Genomic DNA, 18,316 nt, shown 5'->3' with positions numbered 1-18,316 from the left:
ACACATTTTTTAGAATGCAAAGTTACGATTAAAAATACAATAAACTAATAGCACTTGCTATTACAATGATAGTACTTTTTACTTATTTTATATTTTTTAAATTACTATAACAATACATTTTATATCATTTTTTAAATTTACTGTTGAAAAACTCTCACATAATCAACTTCCATTTTTGTAGGAAAAATATTCTCATCAACACCTTTGGCTCCACCCCAATTTCCACCGACGGCCAAATTCAAAAGAATATACATTGGTTCATTAAAAGGCCATTCTTTCGTTGTTTTATGCTCATTTTTTACCGTCAAATACTTTTGTTCATCCAATAAAAAATCCATTTTTTCAGTATTCCATTCAATGGTATAAGTATGAAACTCGGTAGCAGGATTTTTTATAAATAGTCTTTTTGTTTTTTGTGTACCTTTCACATGATTATATGCTTCGGTGTGAATACTTCCAACAATCGTGTCAGGGTCGTAACCCACATGTTCTAAAATATCTATTTCGCCACATAGCGGCCAGCCTACTTTTTCTAAATTTGATCCTAACATCCATCCCGCAGGCCAGGTTCCACGCCCCTTTGGTAATTTTGCTCTAAACTCAACTCGTCCATTGCTCCAATCAGCTTTACCTCTCGTAACCATTCTGGCTGAAGTATATTCTCTATTTTCGTATTTTTGTTTCCGGGCAATAATTGAAAGTACACCGTTTTTGACTATGACATTGTTGGTATCAGCTTTTGTGTAATATTGTAGTTCATTATTTCCCCATCCTTGACCACCAACATCATAGCCCCATTTGGTTTCGTCGGGTAATCCTGCATAATTAAACTCATCACTCCAAACTAATTTCCAAGGGCTTGTTTTGTAGAATTCGGTCTTTTTTAATGCTTTTTCTGGTTCATCCGTTGTCAAATAATCAATATTTCTAGTTAATAAATAGTCCATTACAAGTGTATCATTGACAGTCCAAGCATTGGTAATAACTCCTAATTTTTGAGCATTTAATAGCCATTGTTCGTCTTTTAAGAAGTTACTGAAATGATAGTCAGCACCAGTAATCCCATCCGTTTTTAATTGATTTGCTGAAATTCCACCATTTAAATATTGTGTTTTTGCTTCTGGATCTAATTCAAGAACTTTTTTCAAAATATCATAATCGAAACTGATATAAACAATCCATTTTTGGACTTTCATTTTCTTTATTAATTCCACTGTTTTTTGAGCTAATAATAATGAACGCTCCTTACCTGCGGGCGAAGGTTTTATTTCGGTGACAAGTAAAGTTTTCTTTTGTTTTTTTCCAGCTTTCAGATATTCATCTAATGTTGGGATTTTTTCTCCATTTTTTAACGGTACTTTTCGTAGTTCTTCAAAAGTTGTTTTTTCGATGTCCATCCCTTCATAATGTGGATCATGATTAATGACAAGTACTTCATCTTTTGTCATTCTGACATCAAATTCAGATCCTGCACAGCCTAATTTGATAGCATTTTCTAAGGAAGCTATGGAATTTTGTGGCACATTTGTATTTTTCCAAGCACCACGATGGGCGACAACTTTATTTTGATGAAATGTTTGGGCTTCAGTATTCATAAAGCATGAAATACTGAGAATAATTGAAAGGAAATAAGGTATTTGCTTATTCATTTTAATCGTTTTGAGGTTGAATAATAAATTGGTTTAATAAATTTTAGTGGAATTTATGTGTTTTTTATTTAGAACTAAATGTAGAATTTAAACAAAAAAAATGATAACATACTAACGATTTAATAATCGAAATTGCTCTGGTGTATGCCCGACTTCTTTTTTGAAAACTCTGATAAAATAAGAACAATCATCATAACCTAAGTGATAAGCCATTTCGCAAACTGACAACGTTGAGTGTAATAAAAGCCTTTTCGCTTCCAAAATTACTCTGTCACGAATGAGTTCGCCAGCAGTTCTGCCCACAGTTTTGGTGCAAATGGCATTCAGGTAATTAGCAGTAATATTAAGTTTTTCGGCAAAATCAGTGACAGATTTATATTCTTTGTAATGAATTTCAATAAGTTTTTCAAAATTACGAATTTTTGAAATATTCAAATCAGAACCAGCATTTACAAATTTGGGTTGATAGGCTCTTAATGAGTGAACTAAAATAGTTTTTAAAAGTGATTTGATAATCGTTTCGTGATGTGGAAGTTTTTTTTGAAACTCATTAAAAATATCTTCAAATATATTTTCAATGATGCGAGCCTCTTCTGGTTTAAAGGCGACCATTTGTGCTTCGTTGGCACTTGTATTGAAAAAAGGTAAGTTTGGAATAGAAAATGCAGTTTCTGCCACATTATAAAATTCTCTTTTGAAAAAAAGAGTGTATCCTTTAATGTCATCAGATAAAGTCCAGTCGTGAATTTGCCCATCATTCATAAAAAATAATTGATTGGGACGAACTTCAAACCTTCTAAAATCAATGTCGTGAGTGCCGCTACCTTGTGTAATATAAATAAGATTGTAAAAATCGTGTCGATGTGGAAAACGCACTGAATCAATATTTTTTGCATGAATTTCCAAACGCCTGATATCAACATTCATCATAATGCCTTTATCACAAGCGTTCAGTTGCTCAATGGTATATATCGGAATTGATTTGGGCATAAATCAACTATTTTTCTTTGCCTTTTCTTCTAAATCTTTCTTTTTCTTCTGTTCTTTCTTATAATCATCAATCGCCTTGAAAGGCCCAAACTTATGTTGATTTTCGGTGAATGGGTCAGCATAAGGGCCAAAAGGATGATCAATAGGCTTGCCAGAAATTTTAGGCCAGTCCTTGCTCAAATCTTTACTTGGGCGAGGTTGAGAATTGATATAAGCGGCAATATCCCAGGACTCTTCATCAGATAATTGTGGATTTTCATAAGTTGAGCCAAATGGCATATTGGTTTTGATATAGCCAGCCAATCTTGATAAACGAAATAACCCTGCTCCGATATTATAAGAATGTTGTCCCCATAGTGGAGGATAGACATAAACAATTCCGTCGGCATTTTTTACGCCTTCCCCATTCTTTCCATGACAACTTACACATTTTTGCTCATAAGCAAATTTACCTTTGCCAGAGTTGGCAGCACGATTCAAATATTTTAATTTCCAAATACCTGCTCCCGCAGGAATAGAGTCTTTAGGTACACACTGCCCGATAAATTTGATATAACTTACAATGGCTCTCATTTCTCGACTATTACTATCAAGCCCTCTGCCATTGAGGCTTCGTTCTAAACAGTCATTTACTCGTTTAATAATGCTCTCTTTTGTTCCAGAACGTTCTCGAAATTTTGGGTAAGTAGCTGCGACAGCACCATAATTATTACCCCAAACCTTAGAACCTGCTTCTAAATGACAATTTTGACAGTTCATGCCATTTGTTTGGTGCGAGATTTTTCCTTTAGGCCCTAAATAGTAAGCAGTATTTGCGATTAACTCACGCCCATATTTCACTAATGCAGGGTCTTTCTCATGTACTAACGCATCCATACTTATAAGTTTCCAAACAGGTTTTTCTTGTTTATACTCTTTATTGAATTTTGCAGAAACATCTTCCTTTTTCGTATTAAAAACGCCAATAAAACTAAGGAGTATGAAGATAGATACTACGGTGAAAGAACTCAGTAAAAAAAATATTGTTTTTAATAAACGGACGGCGGTAGCAATTTGCTTTTTATCTAAATTGTTCATTAATGTGGTAATTTTTCTTCGATTAAACCATAAATCCAAGTACCAGCAATAGCACTTAAAAATGTAACCGAAACAGCTAAGAAACCACTACCAATTTGAGCAAACAATGGGCCAGGACAAGCACCCGTAATGGCCCAGCCTAAGCCAAAAATGAATCCACCATAAATCTGTCCTTTATCGAATATTTTGTTTGGAATCTGAATAGTTTCACCACCCATTGTTTTGATTTTTAGTCGTTTAATGATTTGCACAGAAATCAATCCAACGATTACTGCAGTTCCAATCACTCCATACATGTGGAAAGATTGTAGGCGAAACATTTCTTGTATTCGAAACCAAGAAACAATTTCTGCTTTGACGAAAACTATTCCGAAAATAATTCCGACAATTAAATATTTAATATTACTTATCAAAGTTTCTGTTTTGGATAAGTTATTTTGTAAATCGTCGGGTACGTGAATTTTATCTTTATTTGAGTCCATTTTTTAGAAGAGTTTGAAAATGAAAGGGAAGATTATGAGTGTCATGACAAAACCACCAAGCATAAAGCAAATAGTAGCAACCAACGATGGCCATTGTAGATTTGATAAGCCCATAATTGAGTGACCAGATGTGCAACCGCCTGCATATCGAGTACCAAATCCCACCAAAAATCCTCCTAAAACAAAGAAAATTAAACCTTTTAAAGTGAAAATATTCTCAACACTAAAAATATCCATTGGTAAAAGTTGAGAAAAATCATTGACACCGAGGGTTTTTAAATCATGTACAGTGTTCTCACTGATCGCAATTGCATTTGGATTAGAAAGAAAATGATTAGCAATAAAGCCACCAATTAATACGCCAAAAACAAAGAATAAATTCCAAATTTCCTTTTTCCAATCATATTTAAAAAAGGGGATATTTGCTGGAAAACAAGCGGCACAAATATGTCGTAATGAAGAAGAAATTCCGAAAGATTTATTTCCAAGAATGAGTAAAATTGGCACTGTCAAACCAATCAGCGTACCTGCAATTGCCCAATGCCAAGGTTGTTTAATAATTTCTAACATTTATTGTCAAAATTTGAAAGTTTGTAATTACGCACAATTTAATAATTTTTTAAGTAAACTTTGTAGAATGTATATAAAAAAAGGCAGTATTATGGATAAACACTGCCTTTTGCCAAAAATGGTATTGAATTCTAAATTTTTAATTTTGATTGACACACAAAATTTGAGCGTGGAACTTCAGTTTTTGCAATCGCTGAAAAACCGCCATTAATATCAATAATATTGTCAAATCCACGAGATTTTAAGATTGATGCAGCAATCATTGAGCGATAACCACCAGCACAATGAATGTAATTTGTCTCATTTTTTGAGAATGCAGTCATATTATTGCTTAAATATGCCAATGTTACACATTCTGCTTCTTCGACGTGTTCGGCTCTGTATTCACTTTCCTTTCTTACATCTTTTACCAATAATTTGCCTTCTGAGATTTTATATTGTTTGGCAAATTCATCTGCTGAAATAGATTCAATTGTATCAATTTCTTTTCCAGCTGCTTTCCATGCTTCAATTCCGCCGTCCAAATATCCAACAATATTATCATACCCAACTCTTGATAAGCGAGTGATTACTTCATCAATATTTTTTTGCTCTGCAACAAACAAAATGGGTTGCTCAATATCAGTCAAAAGTGTACCAATCCAAGGTGCAAAATCACCTTTGATACCAATATTGATGGAGTTTGGAACAAAACCATCTTTGAAAACTTGTGCTTCTCTTGTATCAATCATCACTGCACTAAGTTCATTTACTGCTATTTCAAAAGCCTCAGGAGAAAGAGCTTGTACTGTTGTTTTTACTTTTTCAACAGACTTAGCTCCAGTTTTATTGATCATTACATTTTTAGGGAAATAATAAGGTGGAGGAGTTAGTCCATCAGTAACAGCCACTATAAATTGCTCTTTTGTCTGTGGTTGCAAGGCATAATTGACTTGTTTTTGATGTCCTAAGGTATCAAAAGTTTCTTTGCTCATGTTTTTACCGCAAGCCGAGCCAGCTCCGTGTGCAGGATATACAATCAATTCATCAGGTAAAACCATGATTTTTTCGTGGAGAGAAGTATAAAGAAAGCCAGCCAAATCTTGAATCGTGAGATTTGATTTTTGGGCTAAATCTGGACGACCAACGTCGCCAATAAATAATGTGTCTCCAGTGAAGATACAATTTTCTTTTCCTTCCTCATCAATCAATAAGAAGCAAGACGACTCCATTGTATGACCTGGTGTATGAAGCACTTTTATTCTGATTTTCCCAATTTCAAAAACTTGCCCATCTTCAGCAATAATACAATCAAAAGATGGATTTGCATTTGGCCCATATACAATTTTAGCACCCGTTTTTTGTGATAGTTCAAGATGTCCCGACACAAAATCTGCATGAAAATGTGTTTCAAAAATGTACTTTATTTTTGCATTATTTTTCTCGGCTTTATTGATGTAAGAGTGTACCTCACGAAGAGGATCAATGATTGCCACTTCTCCATCCGATTCGATATAATATGCTCCTTGAGCCAAGCATCCTGTATATATTTGTTCTACTATCATTGTTGTATTTTTTTGCTGAGTATTCGTCTATTTTTCTTGTAATATCTGATTTATTTTGCCGCTTCTATTTTCTTGAAAATACAAAAAATAAAATTTTGTATTGTTTTAAAAGGTGTGATGTGGTCAACAGTTAAACATTTTATTTTTTCAAAAAATGATTTTAATCGTTCACTCATTGACACTTCCGAATATTGTTTTACATCAATCCCACTGCATTTGCTTGGCCCTTGTTCTGAAAATGTTCCAATTACCAAAACTCCACTCGAATTAATGCTTTTGTAAATTATATCAATATAGTTATTTATTTCTGTATCTTGTGTAAGAAAATGAAAAGCAGCTCTGTCATGCCAAAAATCATATTTTTCTGTAGGTATGAAGTTCGCAGCATCAGCAACAATCCATTTTACACTTGATGCTCTCTTTCCCAAGCGTTGTTTTGCTTTTTCGAGTGCTGCCTCTGAAATGTCAAGAACTGTAATATTTTGATAGCCCAAATCAAGTAAATTATCAACTAAATAACTATCTCCACCACCAATATCGATAATTTTAGCTGTTTTTGAAATATTAAATCGTTCCAAAAAGTTAAGCGATGTTGTTGGTTTTGGTTGAAACCAGCTTACATTTTGTAAGTCTTTGGTTTGATATATTTTCTCCCAGTGTTGTTTTCTTTCTAAATCTTCCATCACAAAAAAACGGTTAGGTGTGTTGAAAAAACAATTCTTTGGTAATAATATAAATACCCATAATTAAGACAAAATAGCCAAAAGCAGGTTTTAATTTTTCATCTTCAACTTTCTTAGAAAGTAAACTTCCAATCAAAATACCAAGGATGGCAACCACCGAAAAATACGCTAAAAACTGCCAATCAATATGTTCTTTACCTTTCAAGTCGCCTGTAAAGCCAATGAGTGATTTCATCGCAATAATCACTAAAGATGTTCCAACGGCTTTTTTCATCGGCAATTTTGCTAATAAAACCAATGCAGGAATAATCAAAAAACCACCTCCTGCACCAACCAAACCTGTAATAGTACCAACGACCAACCCTTCAATCAAAATGAGTGGATAATTATACTTGATTTCACCAACTGTTTTTTCTTTACATGATTTATTTTCTCGAATCATTGTATAAGAAGCAAAAACCATCAGTAAGGCAAAAAACATCAATATCAAAAGCGATTTTGACATGACAAAATCACCAACTTGGAAAATTTGGGTAGGGATAAATGGGACTAAATAAAATCGAGTTAAATAAACACTAATAATTGATGGAACTCCAAAAACAAAAGCAGTTCGCCAATGAACATTTCCTTGCGAAATATGGCTAAATGAACCAATAAGACTTGTGAGTCCAACAATAAAAAGAGAGTAAGCTGTTGCCAAGACAGTGTCAATCGAAAATAAATACACTAAAATAGGCACTGTAAGAATGGAGCCACCACCACCAATCAAACCAAGAGTTAGACCCATCAACAACGCTCCAATATAGCCGAGAATTTCCATGTTATTTATCAATTTTTCCTAAAAATTTGCTACTCTATAAAGTCTATATACTAATATTAATATATGATAATTTATTCATATTGTTTTTGAAAAAAAATCACATATTGCAGCCGCAATTCTCTATACAAGTCAAAATTTTTGCAACTTCGTGTTCTTTTAGAGAATAATACATGTTCAAGCCATCCTTATGCGATTGCAAAATTCCACGTAATTTCATATTAATCAAATGATGTGAAATCAATGATTGCTCACATTCTAAAGCCTCACAAATTTCATTGACTGATAAACCATCCTCTTGTTCTAATAAGTGGATAATTGCCAAACGAGTAGGATGGGCAACTGCTTTCAAAATATAAGCTGCTTTTTCATATTTTTCTTTATTGATTTTTGTATTTTTTGCTTCTGCCATCATGAGATGAATTATTTGTTAATACAAATATATGATACTATTTTCATATACTTTTTCGAATAATTATAAATGAGTGAAATGTGCTACACTTGAAGTAAAAAGTGAGATTTATTGGTATGAGATACAGAAAAAAATCTACTGATTTTTTTACCAAACAAGTTTTTTTTTCTTTTTAAAATAAGTACTAATTGGCCAATTAACATTCAAAATAACCAACCGAGTTTTTAAGTTTTTTTAAACAATTGATATTGATTCCTTTTTACTAACCAAAAAGTGTAATTGTTATATTTAATCTTTACTAATTTATAAATATTGATTATAAATATAACATAAACTAATTTGGAGCCTTTAAATAATTTTTTAATGTTTTTTTTGTGAAAAAATGTGTAAATTTCGACTCATTTATTCATAAATAAACTTTTTGCTTCTAAAATGAATAAACTATTCTATTATTTAATAGTTACTTTAATTTGCTTATCTTGCTTTAGGAAAACAGAGGCTCAAACCTTTCACCCACCCAAAGTCGTAGCTCATCGAGGAGCATGGCTTAATACTGGAGTTCCACAAAATTCAATGGCTTCACTCACAAATGCTATCAAATTAGGTTGTGATGGCTCAGAATTTGATGTGCGGATGACAAAAGATGGGGTACTTATTATTAATCATGACGCAGACTACGTAGGCATTGACATAGAAAGCAGTACATATAATGACTTGCTAAAAGTACCGTTGGCAAACGGTGAAAATATTCCAAAGCTTAGTGATTTTATAAGTCTTGGTAAAACGCAAGAAAAAACAACACTTTTTATTGAAATAAAACCTTCACCTGCTGGAAAGAGTCGTTCTTTGTTTGTAGCTCAAAAAATTGTTGAAATGGTTCAACAAATGGATGCACAAAAATTGGTTGTATATATCAGTTTTGATTATGATGTTTTGAAGAAAGTGCATGAATTAGATACAAATGCAAAAACACAACTACTAAAAGAAGGCGTAGGTATTTCACCAAGTCAGCTAAAAGCTGATGGTATTACAGGTACTGTTTATCAATATAATGTTTATTTTAAAGATGAAAAGTTGTTGCTAGATGCTCAGAAGATCGGTTTAACAACAAATTCTTGGACTGTAAATGATCCCTTTATGATGGATTATTTTTTTATTCGTAATATTGATTATTTATTGACTGATGAGCCTGAAAAAGCATATAAAAAAATTGATATTTACAAAAAAAGTCCTTGGACATTAGTTTGGAGTGATGAGTTTAATTACGTAGGCTTACCAGATAGTACAAAGTGGAACTACGATGTAGGTGGTGATGGTTGGGGCAATAATGAATTACAATTTTATACTAAAGCTGATACTAACAATGCCATTGTAAAAAATGGATTTCTTTCAATTAAAGCAAAAAAAGAAAAATATCAAACTAATGAATACACTTCTGCACGATTGGTTACAAGGGGTAAAGCTGATTGGAACAATGGTCGAGTTGAGATTAGAGCGAAATTACCAAAAGTGCGTGGCACTTCTTCAGCTGTATGGATGTTAGGAACAAATTTTGATAAAGTCGGCTTACCTCAATGTGGGGAAGTAAAAATCTTTGAACAAGTCGGATATGCACCAGATACAATTGCTGGAAGCCTTCAAACAGATGTTTTTAATCAATTACAAGGGACACAGAAAATTAAAAGACAATTTGTTAATAATGCGACTGGTGTATTTCATATATATGCTGTAGAATGGGATACTGAAAAAATTAATTTCTTATTGGATGAAAAAGTGTATTTTACAGTGTTAAATGATCAGAATTCTGCAAAGGACTGGTCATTAAACAATCCCATGTATATCTTACTAAATTTGGCAGTTGGAGGTGATTGGGGTGGAGCCAAAGGCATTGATAATAGTATATTTCCCGCCCAAATGCAAGTAGATTATGTAAGGGTCTTTTTTAAACCTTGCCCACCAAGTTTAAATCTTTCAAGTTTCAATAATCCCTCTGATGATATATCAAATGGTACTATAGTTAAACAAACCAATGTTAATAATGGCTTTATTATCGCTAATAATCATATAACAGGTAGTGCAAATGTTACCTATCAGGCTGGTAGTTCAGTACTCCTTAACCCAGGTTTTAAGGCTGATATAGGTACAGTCTTTAAGGCTCAAATGGGCGGATGCCAATAGCAATAGATTATAATAAGCCATACAGGATTCCTGTATGGCTTTAAAACGAGTATATCTGTTTTATTTTCCTTGTGCTTCTACTACTGCAATGGCCACCATATCCACAATTTCACGTACGGTACTACCAAGTTGAAGTACATGAACAGGTTTTTTCAAACCTAAGAGAATGGGTCCAATTTTATCAATATTTGCTATTTCTTTAACAATATTATAGGCGATATTTGAAGAAGAAAGATTTGGGAATATCAAAGTATTGGCACGACCGTCTACTAAATCACTGAAAGGATGCTGTTCTTTTAGTAAATCAATATCAAAAGGTAAGTGAGCTTGCATTTCACCATCAACAACCATATTTGGGTGTTTATCTTTCAAAATAGCGACTGCTTTTTGCATTTTTAGAGCATCATCACCATCTGCACTACCGAAGTTTGAATAAGTTAATAAAGCGATTCTCGGCTTGATATTGAATTTCTCTACCTCTTTTGCAGCTAATTCAGTGATTTCAACGATTTCCTCAGCTGTTGGGTTGAAATTAACAGTTGTATCTGCCAAGAAAAGTGGGCCAAAACGACTCATTAAAATATACATTCCTGAAACTTTCTTTACGCTTTCTTGACGACCAATAATTTGTAATGCTGGACGAATGGTTTCAGGATAATTTCGAGTCATACCACCAATCATGGCATCAGCTTCGCCAGTTTCTACCATCATTGCACCAAAATAGTTGCGATTACGCATCAATTGTGTAGCTTCGAAATGATTATAGCCTTTTCGTTTACGTTTTTCATAGAAAATTGCTCCAAATTTAGCCAAATTTTCTTCTTGTTCAGGTGAACGAGAGTCTATGATTTCGGCATAAGGCAGGTCGATGTTGTTATCCTCTAATAACTTAGTAATTTTGGCAACATTTCCAAGCAAAATCGGTGTGGCAATTTTCTCATCTTGTACTTCTTGAGCTGCTTTTAGAACAGTCAAGTTTTCAGCATCAGCAAAAACTACTCGTTTTGGATTTAATTTAGCTTTATTAGTAATTACTTTTTTGAGTGAATTGTCCTGACCTAAGCGTTTTGATAATTGTGTATCATAAGCTTCCCAATCTGTAATAGGAAATTTTGCTACTCCACTATCCATTGCTGCTTTAGCTACAGCTGGAGCAACGGTTGTAAGTAGGCGAGGGTCAACTGGTTTTGGAATGATATAGGTTCGTCCAAATGAAAGGTTTGTTTCGCCATAAGCTAAATTAACAACATCAGGTACTGGTTTTTTAGCTAATTCAGCCAATGCACGCACAGCCGCCAGTTTCATTTCTTCATTGATAACTTTCGAACGAACATCTAAAGCTCCACGGAAAATATAAGGAAATCCTAAAACATTATTAACTTGATTAGGGTAATCTGAGCGACCAGTTGCCATGATAATGTCTTCACGAGCTTCAATAGCTTCTTCATAAGAAATCTCAGGGGTAGGGTTTGCCATCGCAAAAACAATGCAATCTTTTGCCATTGATTTTACCATGTCTTGCTTCAAGATATTACCTTTTGAAAGTCCAACGAAAACATCTGCTCCAACCAATGCTTCCGTAAGTGTTGTTTCGGCAGGCATATTATCATTAGCAAACTCAATTTTTTTGCCATCAAGATTGGTACGACTTGGGTGAATCAAGCCTTTACTATCGAACATGAAGATGTTTTTTTTATCTGCACCAAGCGAATGATATAAACGAGTACAAGAAATAGCAGAAGCACCTGCACCATTGATAATGATTTTTACGTTTGAAATATCTTTATTTACTAATTCCAAGGCATTCAGCAATGCTGCTGACGAAATAATGGCAGTTCCATGCTGGTCGTCGTGCATGACAGGAATATTCATTTCTGCCTTTAATCTTTCCTCAATTTCAAAACATTCAGGAGCAGAAATATCTTCTAAGTTTACGCCACCAAAAGTTGGTTCAAGAATCTTTACTGTACGTACAAATTCATCAACATCTTTGGTGTTTAGTTCTATGTCAAATACATCAATATCTGCATAAATTTTAAATAAAAGTCCTTTCCCTTCCATCACAGGCTTTCCTGCAGCTGGTCCAATATCTCCTAAGCCTAAAACTGCTGTTCCGTTTGAAATAACTGCTACGAGGTTTCCCTTAGCAGTATATTTATAGACATCTTCAGGGTTTTCAAAGATGGCCATACATGGGTCGGCAACACCAGGAGAATATGCTAATGATAAATCTCTTTGTGTTGCATATTCTTTGGTCGGAACAACCTCAATTTTGCCTGGACGACCCTTTGCGTGATAGTGAAGAGCGTCGTCTTTTAGATTTTGTTTACTCATTTTTCGAATAGGAGTTTGTTTGATGCCACGAAGGTAAGGCTGAAAGTTTTCAGAGTCATGGAAATATTTACTTTTTTTAAAAAATGGATTGATTTTGAATCAATTATTAGTTTTTGAGATTATCTTTTACAATATCCTCATAATCAGCTACATGAGCGAAGGCTGCTTGCATTTTAGCACGGTCAAATTCATTTTCATTATTTGAAATCCAGACAGTGGCAACTCCATTCCCTATAAAGTTAGTGATAGCACGGGCTTCTGACATAAACCTATCCACACCCAAAAGTAAAGCTAAACCCTCTACAGGAATAACTTTGAGTGCTGTAAGTGTACTTGCCAAAACGATAAAACCACTACCCGTTACACCAGCCGCACCTTTGGAAGTTACCATCAAAATACCAATAATTGTGAGCATCTGTTGCAAATCAAGATGCACATTAAAAACCTGTGCTAAGAAAATTACCGCCATTGAAAGATAAATTGTTGTTCCATCAAGATTGAAAGAATAGCCTGCGGGAACTACTAAACCTACAACAGATTTAGAGCAACCCATTCGTTCTAACTTTTCCATTAATGAAGGTAAAGCAGCTTCGGAAGAGGAAGTTCCAAGAACAATGAGTAATTCTTCTCGAATAAATTTCAGGAACGACCAAAGGCTAATTTTATAATATTTAAGAATGAAATAAAGCACAACAAATACAAAAATTGCCATTGTTGTATAAACTGTCCCCATGAGTTTGGCGAGTGGGAGGAGGGTTTTGATGCCATATTTGGCAATCGTAAATGCCATACCTCCAAAAGCTCCAATTGGTGCAAAAATCATCACTTTATGTAATGCCCAGAATACTTTTTTTGAAATAGGTGCAAGAAAATCGACTACTTTTTGGCGACCTGAATAATTACTTAAAACTATTCCTAAAACAATCGCAATGACCAAAACTTGGAGTGTTACATTATCCAAAAAGAATTTCATCCAACTAAATTCAGTAGCATTTTTAGTGTATTTTGAAATATCTCCACCTTTGATATTATCCGTTACAACACCATCGCCTGGGCGAATGATATTGGCTACCACTACTCCAACTATTAATGCAATGGTTGTCACTACTTCAAAATAAACTAAGGCTTTTGCTCCAACTTTACCAACTTTTTTTAAATCACCCATAGAGATAATCCCCAAAGTGATGGTCAAGAAAATAATTGGATTGATAAAAAGTTTGACTGTACTGATAAAAATACTACTCAAAAACTCACTAAAAGTGTTTTTTATTTCAAATTCAGAAATAAGTAGGTTTTGCTTAAAGCCTTTTTCAAAAAGTGTTTGTAAGGCAAATTCAGGATTGTAATGTCCCAATAGAACGCCACAAATAATAGCAGTAAGTACCCAGAATGTAAGGTTAGTAAAGATTTTTTTCATTAGAAATAGATATGAGATTCGAGATATGAGATTCGAGATATGAGTTTCGAGATATGAGATTCGAGATTATATAAAACTTAATCAATCTCTAATCTCGTATCTCCCATCTCATATCTTAATCAGTTTAAAAAATAATACCAAATCATGGTGGTAATGAGTGATAAAGGTATGCCCACTCCAACCATCAGACTTGCTAATGCAGGATTTAGGCGATGATTGATAGCGATAATGGTGGCAGTATTCATAGAACCAAGACCAGCACCCACTATACACATTTCACTAAGCCATGTTTTTTCATCAAGCAATATAAGATATATCAGATAGATTATCAATGGTGCGATGAATAGTTTGAAAAATAAACCTACCAATAATGGTTTTTGGGTGAAACTTTCTTTTTTGAAATTTATCTGTAAACCAACCGAAACTAAGGCTAAAATAGTAAATGGGCTGCCGATTTTTTGTAAAATTTCACCGGCAAAAACTGGAAAATGATAATTACTAATATTTAACAAAACAGCTATACAAAAGGCTAAAAAAGGAGGAAAAGAAAACATACTTCTCAACATTTTTTTGATTGATGGCTCTGACGATGAATAATAAGAGGCTGTCATCAAACCCAATGTTCCACACACAACAAACGAACCTGCTTGGCTCATCAAAACGCCCATTTTTAAGCCTTCTTTGCCATATAATAATTCAAAAATTGGAAAACCTACAAATGAAATACTGCTAATGCCTGCAGTAATTGTCAAAGCTCCAGTGGTACTTCTGTCGAAGTTTAGCAATGGGGCTAAAATTTTAAAAAAAACAAAGGAACTAATAAACAAAATGTAAGGCATTAGCACGGGTAAAGCCTGATTTGGCTGAAAACTAATTTCGCTTGTATAGAGTAATGTTAAAGCTGGTAAACAAACATAAATTATAAAGGCATTTAGAACTAAATGAGCCTCTTTTGGAAAACCCTTGATTCGTTGCAGGATGATTCCGAGTAATAGACAAGTAAAAAGTAATAGTAAGTTAGACATTGGCAAGACACATTTCCTTAACTTTTTGGGAAAGTTAAGGAAATGTCGGCGTTTTTTAAAAGTTTATCGTCAGATTGGCATAATAAAATGCTCCATTGAAACCAAATTGATTGGCATTTCGAGTATAAGGAATTTGTCCATTAGTATAACCTGCAAAATTGGGTAAGACTTTATCAGGATAAACATTTGTCACATTATTACTGCCTATTGAGAGTGAGAATTTAGGAGAAAAAGCATAAACTACTGCTACATCTATCAATGTTTTTCCTCCAAATGTTTGGGTAATATGCGGTTTTCCAGTTGGTTTTTCCCACACAGTTACTGAACCAAAATACGAACCTCTTACATTAAAATTCAATTTATTTAATTGATAACCTAATGAAACTAATACCTTTTGACGGGGCTGAGCTGTTTCTATCAAGCTAATACTGACGGTATCAATCATTAAAATTTTGGCGGCAGTTCCTGCTTGCAAAAGACTTGGCGTTACTTTCTGAGAAGTTAATTTGGTTTCATTGAAAGTTAAAGCTATGCTTGCGGTAAATTTATTTTTAGTATTGAATTTATGATTAAAAGTAGTCACAAAATCAATTCCTTTGGTGCGAGTATTGATGTGATTAGTAAAAAAACGAATTTCACTGATACCTGGAAAAAGTGGCTTTAATGAAGCAATACTACTTACAATCATACGCTCCGAAAGAATAATTCTGTCAGTAATGTCAATTTGATAAGCATCTAAAGTAAACAAAAATTTGTCACCAGCCTTTGCTGTAATACCCAAATTATAATTCAAGGAATTTTCAGCTTTAGGTTTTTCGATACCCAATTGAGCCAAACGAGGGTCGGCATTAGGCAATTGTTTTGTTTGAATAATCGCCCCAGCTTGCACAGTTGAAGTTGTTACACTATTATAAGTTTGTTGTAAAGACGGAGCTCTAAAACCTTTATTAATGGAGCCTCTGATTGAAATACTTTCATTGAGTTTCAGACGAGTTGCCAATTTTCCTGAAACATTACTGCCAAAATCGCTATAATTTTCATAACGAAGTGCCGCCGCTACCAAAAACTTATTGGTAATATCACTTTCAATGTCAGCATATACACCAATATTACTGCGTTTGGCATTTGTTTCATCAGCAGGAGCAATGCCTGGGCGACCACTTGAACCTGGAGCTTTGTTTTTGCTTGTTGCTAAGGGACCAACTTCATAAGATTCTTTGCTTCCTTGTCCTAAAATAAATTGTTCAGCTCTATATTGGCTACCAAATGCCACGTTCATGGCTTTTGTTCCTAACAAACCTTTGTAGTTTTTTGAAATATTAGCTTCAATGGTTGTTTGTCCAATGGCACTTCGTCCGACATAAAATTCTGTGGGAGAATTTGCTCCCATCGAAGGATTTACAGTATTATTTGCCCATAAATCTAAATAATTATGTCCGTAGCCTGCACTAAAATCAAGATTCCAACCATCTATTACTTTTTTGTTTAAGCCAACTACTGAAGAATAATCAATGGTTTTTCCTGGTAATTCAGGCGTAAACCCATCTGGAAAAATTTCAGGGTCAGAATTTGCATTAGTAGGGTTTGCAATTCTGAAAAAGCCATAAGCCAAAACTTTTTTGCTTGAAACGCCACCAAAACTATACAAATTCCATTTGTCATTAATAGGATAACCTAAATTATAAAATCCCTGATAGGCAGTATTTTGATTACTGCCATATTTGGTTACTTTAAATGTCCCATAATCTCCCCAAACACCACGAGTTTTTAGGGTTGCTTCGTCAGTTGCTTGTGTAGCAGAGTAAATTCCTGTATAAGTTCCACCAGTGACAGGTCTTGGATTGTAAAAGTCTGAGCGGTCAGTGCCTTCGGCATGCTGGTAATGTAAAGTCATATTTAAATAACTTTTTTCTTTACCCAATTTAAAACCGTAGTTCAAAGCTCCCATATAAGTGCCACCATCGCCCATTTTTGTTACACCATATTGGGTTTTGAAAGTGCCTTTTCCTACACTTTTATTCAAAGCCAAATTCACGATTCCTGCAATAGCATCTGAGCCATATTGTGCTGCTGCCCCATCTCTCAAAACCTCAACTCTATCAAGTGCCAATGAAGGAATCGAGTTCATATCAGTTACAACAGTACCCAAACCAACAGTAACATTGAGATTGAGAGCTGAAAATTGATGACGACGTTTGCCATCCACCAAAACCAAAACTTGGTCAGGTGAAAGCCCACGAAGGGTAGCGGGGTCGGCATAATTTGCTACTCCATTGATACCAGTTTTAGCAGAATTGAAAGATGGAGAGTTAAATTGTACCATCTGACCCAATTCGACTTGACCAGTTGCTTGCAATTCTTTGGCACTTAAAACATCCACAGGTACTGGACGCTCAACATCGGTACGAGGCTGCCCACGAGAGCCAATCACTACTACTTCGGTCAATTGAGAAGTCGATTCTACCAATACAATATTGAGATTATTGTTGTCGTCAACTGTAATTTCTTGATTTTGATAGCCAATAAACGAAAATTGTAAAACTTCTCCTTTGTCGGCATTTATCTTAAAATTACCATCAGGGTCAGTGCTTACTCCTCGTTTTGTGCCTTTTACTACTACATTTACTCCAGGCAATGTTTCCCCATTTGTTGCTTTTACTTTACCCGTAATTGGGTCTGCCACCAATGCAACTGGATTTTCAGTAAATGCTGGTTTTTCACTTCGATTTTGCTCAACTAATGTATTCAAAACAATTTGATTGCCATACACTTTGTAAGAAATATTCATCGGTGAGAACAAACGACTTAATACTTCTGAAAATTTTAGGTTTTGAGCTTGTAAGCTTACTTTTCGGTCGAGTTGAATGATTTTTGAACTATAAAAAAATTTGGCATCAGCCACTTTCCCAATTTCAGAAATAGCGTCTTGCATACTTACATTTTGCAGATTAACCGAAACATTTTTTTCGAGTAAATCTTGGGCTTTGCCATCATGGGCAAATGACTGCAACACAAGCATGAGTGCGAAAAAACATTGTGTTAGCGAAATTTTCATCATTTTAAGCAAAAATGCTTGATTGAATAGAGGTTTTTGCATAGGTTTACAAAGGTTTTTGTTAAAAAAACTAATTGAATTAA

14 protein-coding genes are annotated in these 18,316 nt (G+C 34.2%); 1 reads left to right on the top strand and 13 read right to left on the bottom strand.

What is annotated here, in order from left to right; all coding sequences use genetic code 11:
* Positions 1-137 precede the first annotated feature (137 nt).
* From ACQUQZ_RS14770 to ACQUQZ_RS14730, 9 genes are all read right to left on the bottom strand, one after another.
* On the bottom strand, positions 138-1,649 hold the full coding sequence (locus tag ACQUQZ_RS14770; RefSeq protein ID WP_435355792.1) for a family 16 glycosylhydrolase: 1,512 nt from the start codon (positions 1,647-1,649) through the stop codon (positions 138-140).
* A 111-nt stretch (positions 1,650-1,760) separates the two neighbouring features.
* Positions 1,761-2,639, bottom strand: coding sequence for an AraC family transcriptional regulator (locus tag ACQUQZ_RS14765; protein ID WP_435355791.1), 879 nt, complete (start codon positions 2,637-2,639; stop codon positions 1,761-1,763).
* Between the two features lie 3 nt (positions 2,640-2,642).
* Positions 2,643-3,716: a c-type cytochrome gene (locus ACQUQZ_RS14760; RefSeq protein WP_435355790.1), complete on the bottom strand. Its 1,074-nt coding sequence runs from the start codon at positions 3,714-3,716 to the stop codon at positions 2,643-2,645.
* On the bottom strand, positions 3,716-4,198 hold the full coding sequence (locus ACQUQZ_RS14755) for a DUF6691 family protein (protein WP_435355789.1): 483 nt from the start codon (positions 4,196-4,198) through the stop codon (positions 3,716-3,718). The genes ACQUQZ_RS14760 and ACQUQZ_RS14755 overlap by 1 nt, the downstream gene beginning before the upstream one ends.
* Positions 4,199-4,201: 3 nt before the next feature.
* Positions 4,202-4,768, bottom strand: coding sequence for a YeeE/YedE family protein (locus ACQUQZ_RS14750; RefSeq protein ID WP_435355788.1), 567 nt, complete (start codon positions 4,766-4,768; stop codon positions 4,202-4,204).
* Between the two features lie 131 nt (positions 4,769-4,899).
* A complete protein-coding gene (locus ACQUQZ_RS14745; protein WP_435355787.1) occupies positions 4,900-6,312 on the bottom strand; it encodes an MBL fold metallo-hydrolase in 1,413 nt (470 codons plus the stop codon).
* 50 nt (positions 6,313-6,362) lie between these two features.
* Entirely contained in the window at positions 6,363-6,995 is a 633-nt protein-coding gene (locus ACQUQZ_RS14740) for a class I SAM-dependent methyltransferase (protein WP_435355786.1), read from the bottom strand.
* Positions 6,996-7,008: 13 nt separating this feature from the next.
* Positions 7,009-7,815 (bottom strand): sulfite exporter TauE/SafE family protein, encoded by an 807-nt coding sequence (locus ACQUQZ_RS14735; protein ID WP_435355785.1) that lies wholly within the window; start codon positions 7,813-7,815, stop codon positions 7,009-7,011.
* A 97-nt stretch (positions 7,816-7,912) separates the two neighbouring features.
* Entirely contained in the window at positions 7,913-8,227 is a 315-nt protein-coding gene (locus tag ACQUQZ_RS14730) for an ArsR/SmtB family transcription factor (protein WP_435355784.1), read from the bottom strand.
* A 429-nt stretch (positions 8,228-8,656) separates the two neighbouring features.
* Here ACQUQZ_RS14730 and ACQUQZ_RS14725 point away from each other — a divergent pair, with 429 nt between their 5' ends.
* Complete coding sequence (locus tag ACQUQZ_RS14725) at positions 8,657-10,402, top strand: glycerophosphodiester phosphodiesterase family protein (RefSeq protein ID WP_435355783.1); 1,746 nt, start codon at positions 8,657-8,659, stop codon at positions 10,400-10,402.
* A gap of 60 nt (positions 10,403-10,462) precedes the next feature.
* Here ACQUQZ_RS14725 and ACQUQZ_RS14720 read toward each other — a convergent pair whose 3' ends face one another.
* The 4 genes from ACQUQZ_RS14720 to ACQUQZ_RS14705 form a co-directional block, all read right to left on the bottom strand.
* Positions 10,463-12,736, bottom strand: coding sequence for an NADP-dependent malic enzyme (locus tag ACQUQZ_RS14720; RefSeq protein ID WP_435355782.1), 2,274 nt, complete (start codon positions 12,734-12,736; stop codon positions 10,463-10,465).
* 106 nt (positions 12,737-12,842) lie between these two features.
* Positions 12,843-14,153, bottom strand: a complete 1,311-nt coding sequence (locus tag ACQUQZ_RS14715; RefSeq protein ID WP_435355781.1) for a cation:dicarboxylate symporter family transporter — start codon at positions 14,151-14,153, stop codon at positions 12,843-12,845.
* A 119-nt stretch (positions 14,154-14,272) separates the two neighbouring features.
* Positions 14,273-15,178 carry an AEC family transporter gene (locus tag ACQUQZ_RS14710; protein ID WP_435355780.1) on the bottom strand — a complete coding sequence of 302 codons (906 nt, stop codon included), beginning with the start codon at positions 15,176-15,178 and terminating at the stop codon, positions 14,273-14,275.
* 55 nt (positions 15,179-15,233) lie between these two features.
* Positions 15,234-18,275, bottom strand: a complete 3,042-nt coding sequence (locus ACQUQZ_RS14705; protein WP_435355779.1) for a TonB-dependent receptor domain-containing protein — start codon at positions 18,273-18,275, stop codon at positions 15,234-15,236.
* Positions 18,276-18,316 lie beyond the last annotated feature (41 nt).

This window comes from Emticicia sp. SJ17W-69, from assembly GCF_051209875.1.
Taxonomy (GTDB): Bacteria; Bacteroidota; Bacteroidia; order Cytophagales; family Spirosomataceae; genus Emticicia.
Note: the sequence above shows the minus strand (reverse complement) of the source record. Positions and strands in the feature narration are given on the sequence as shown.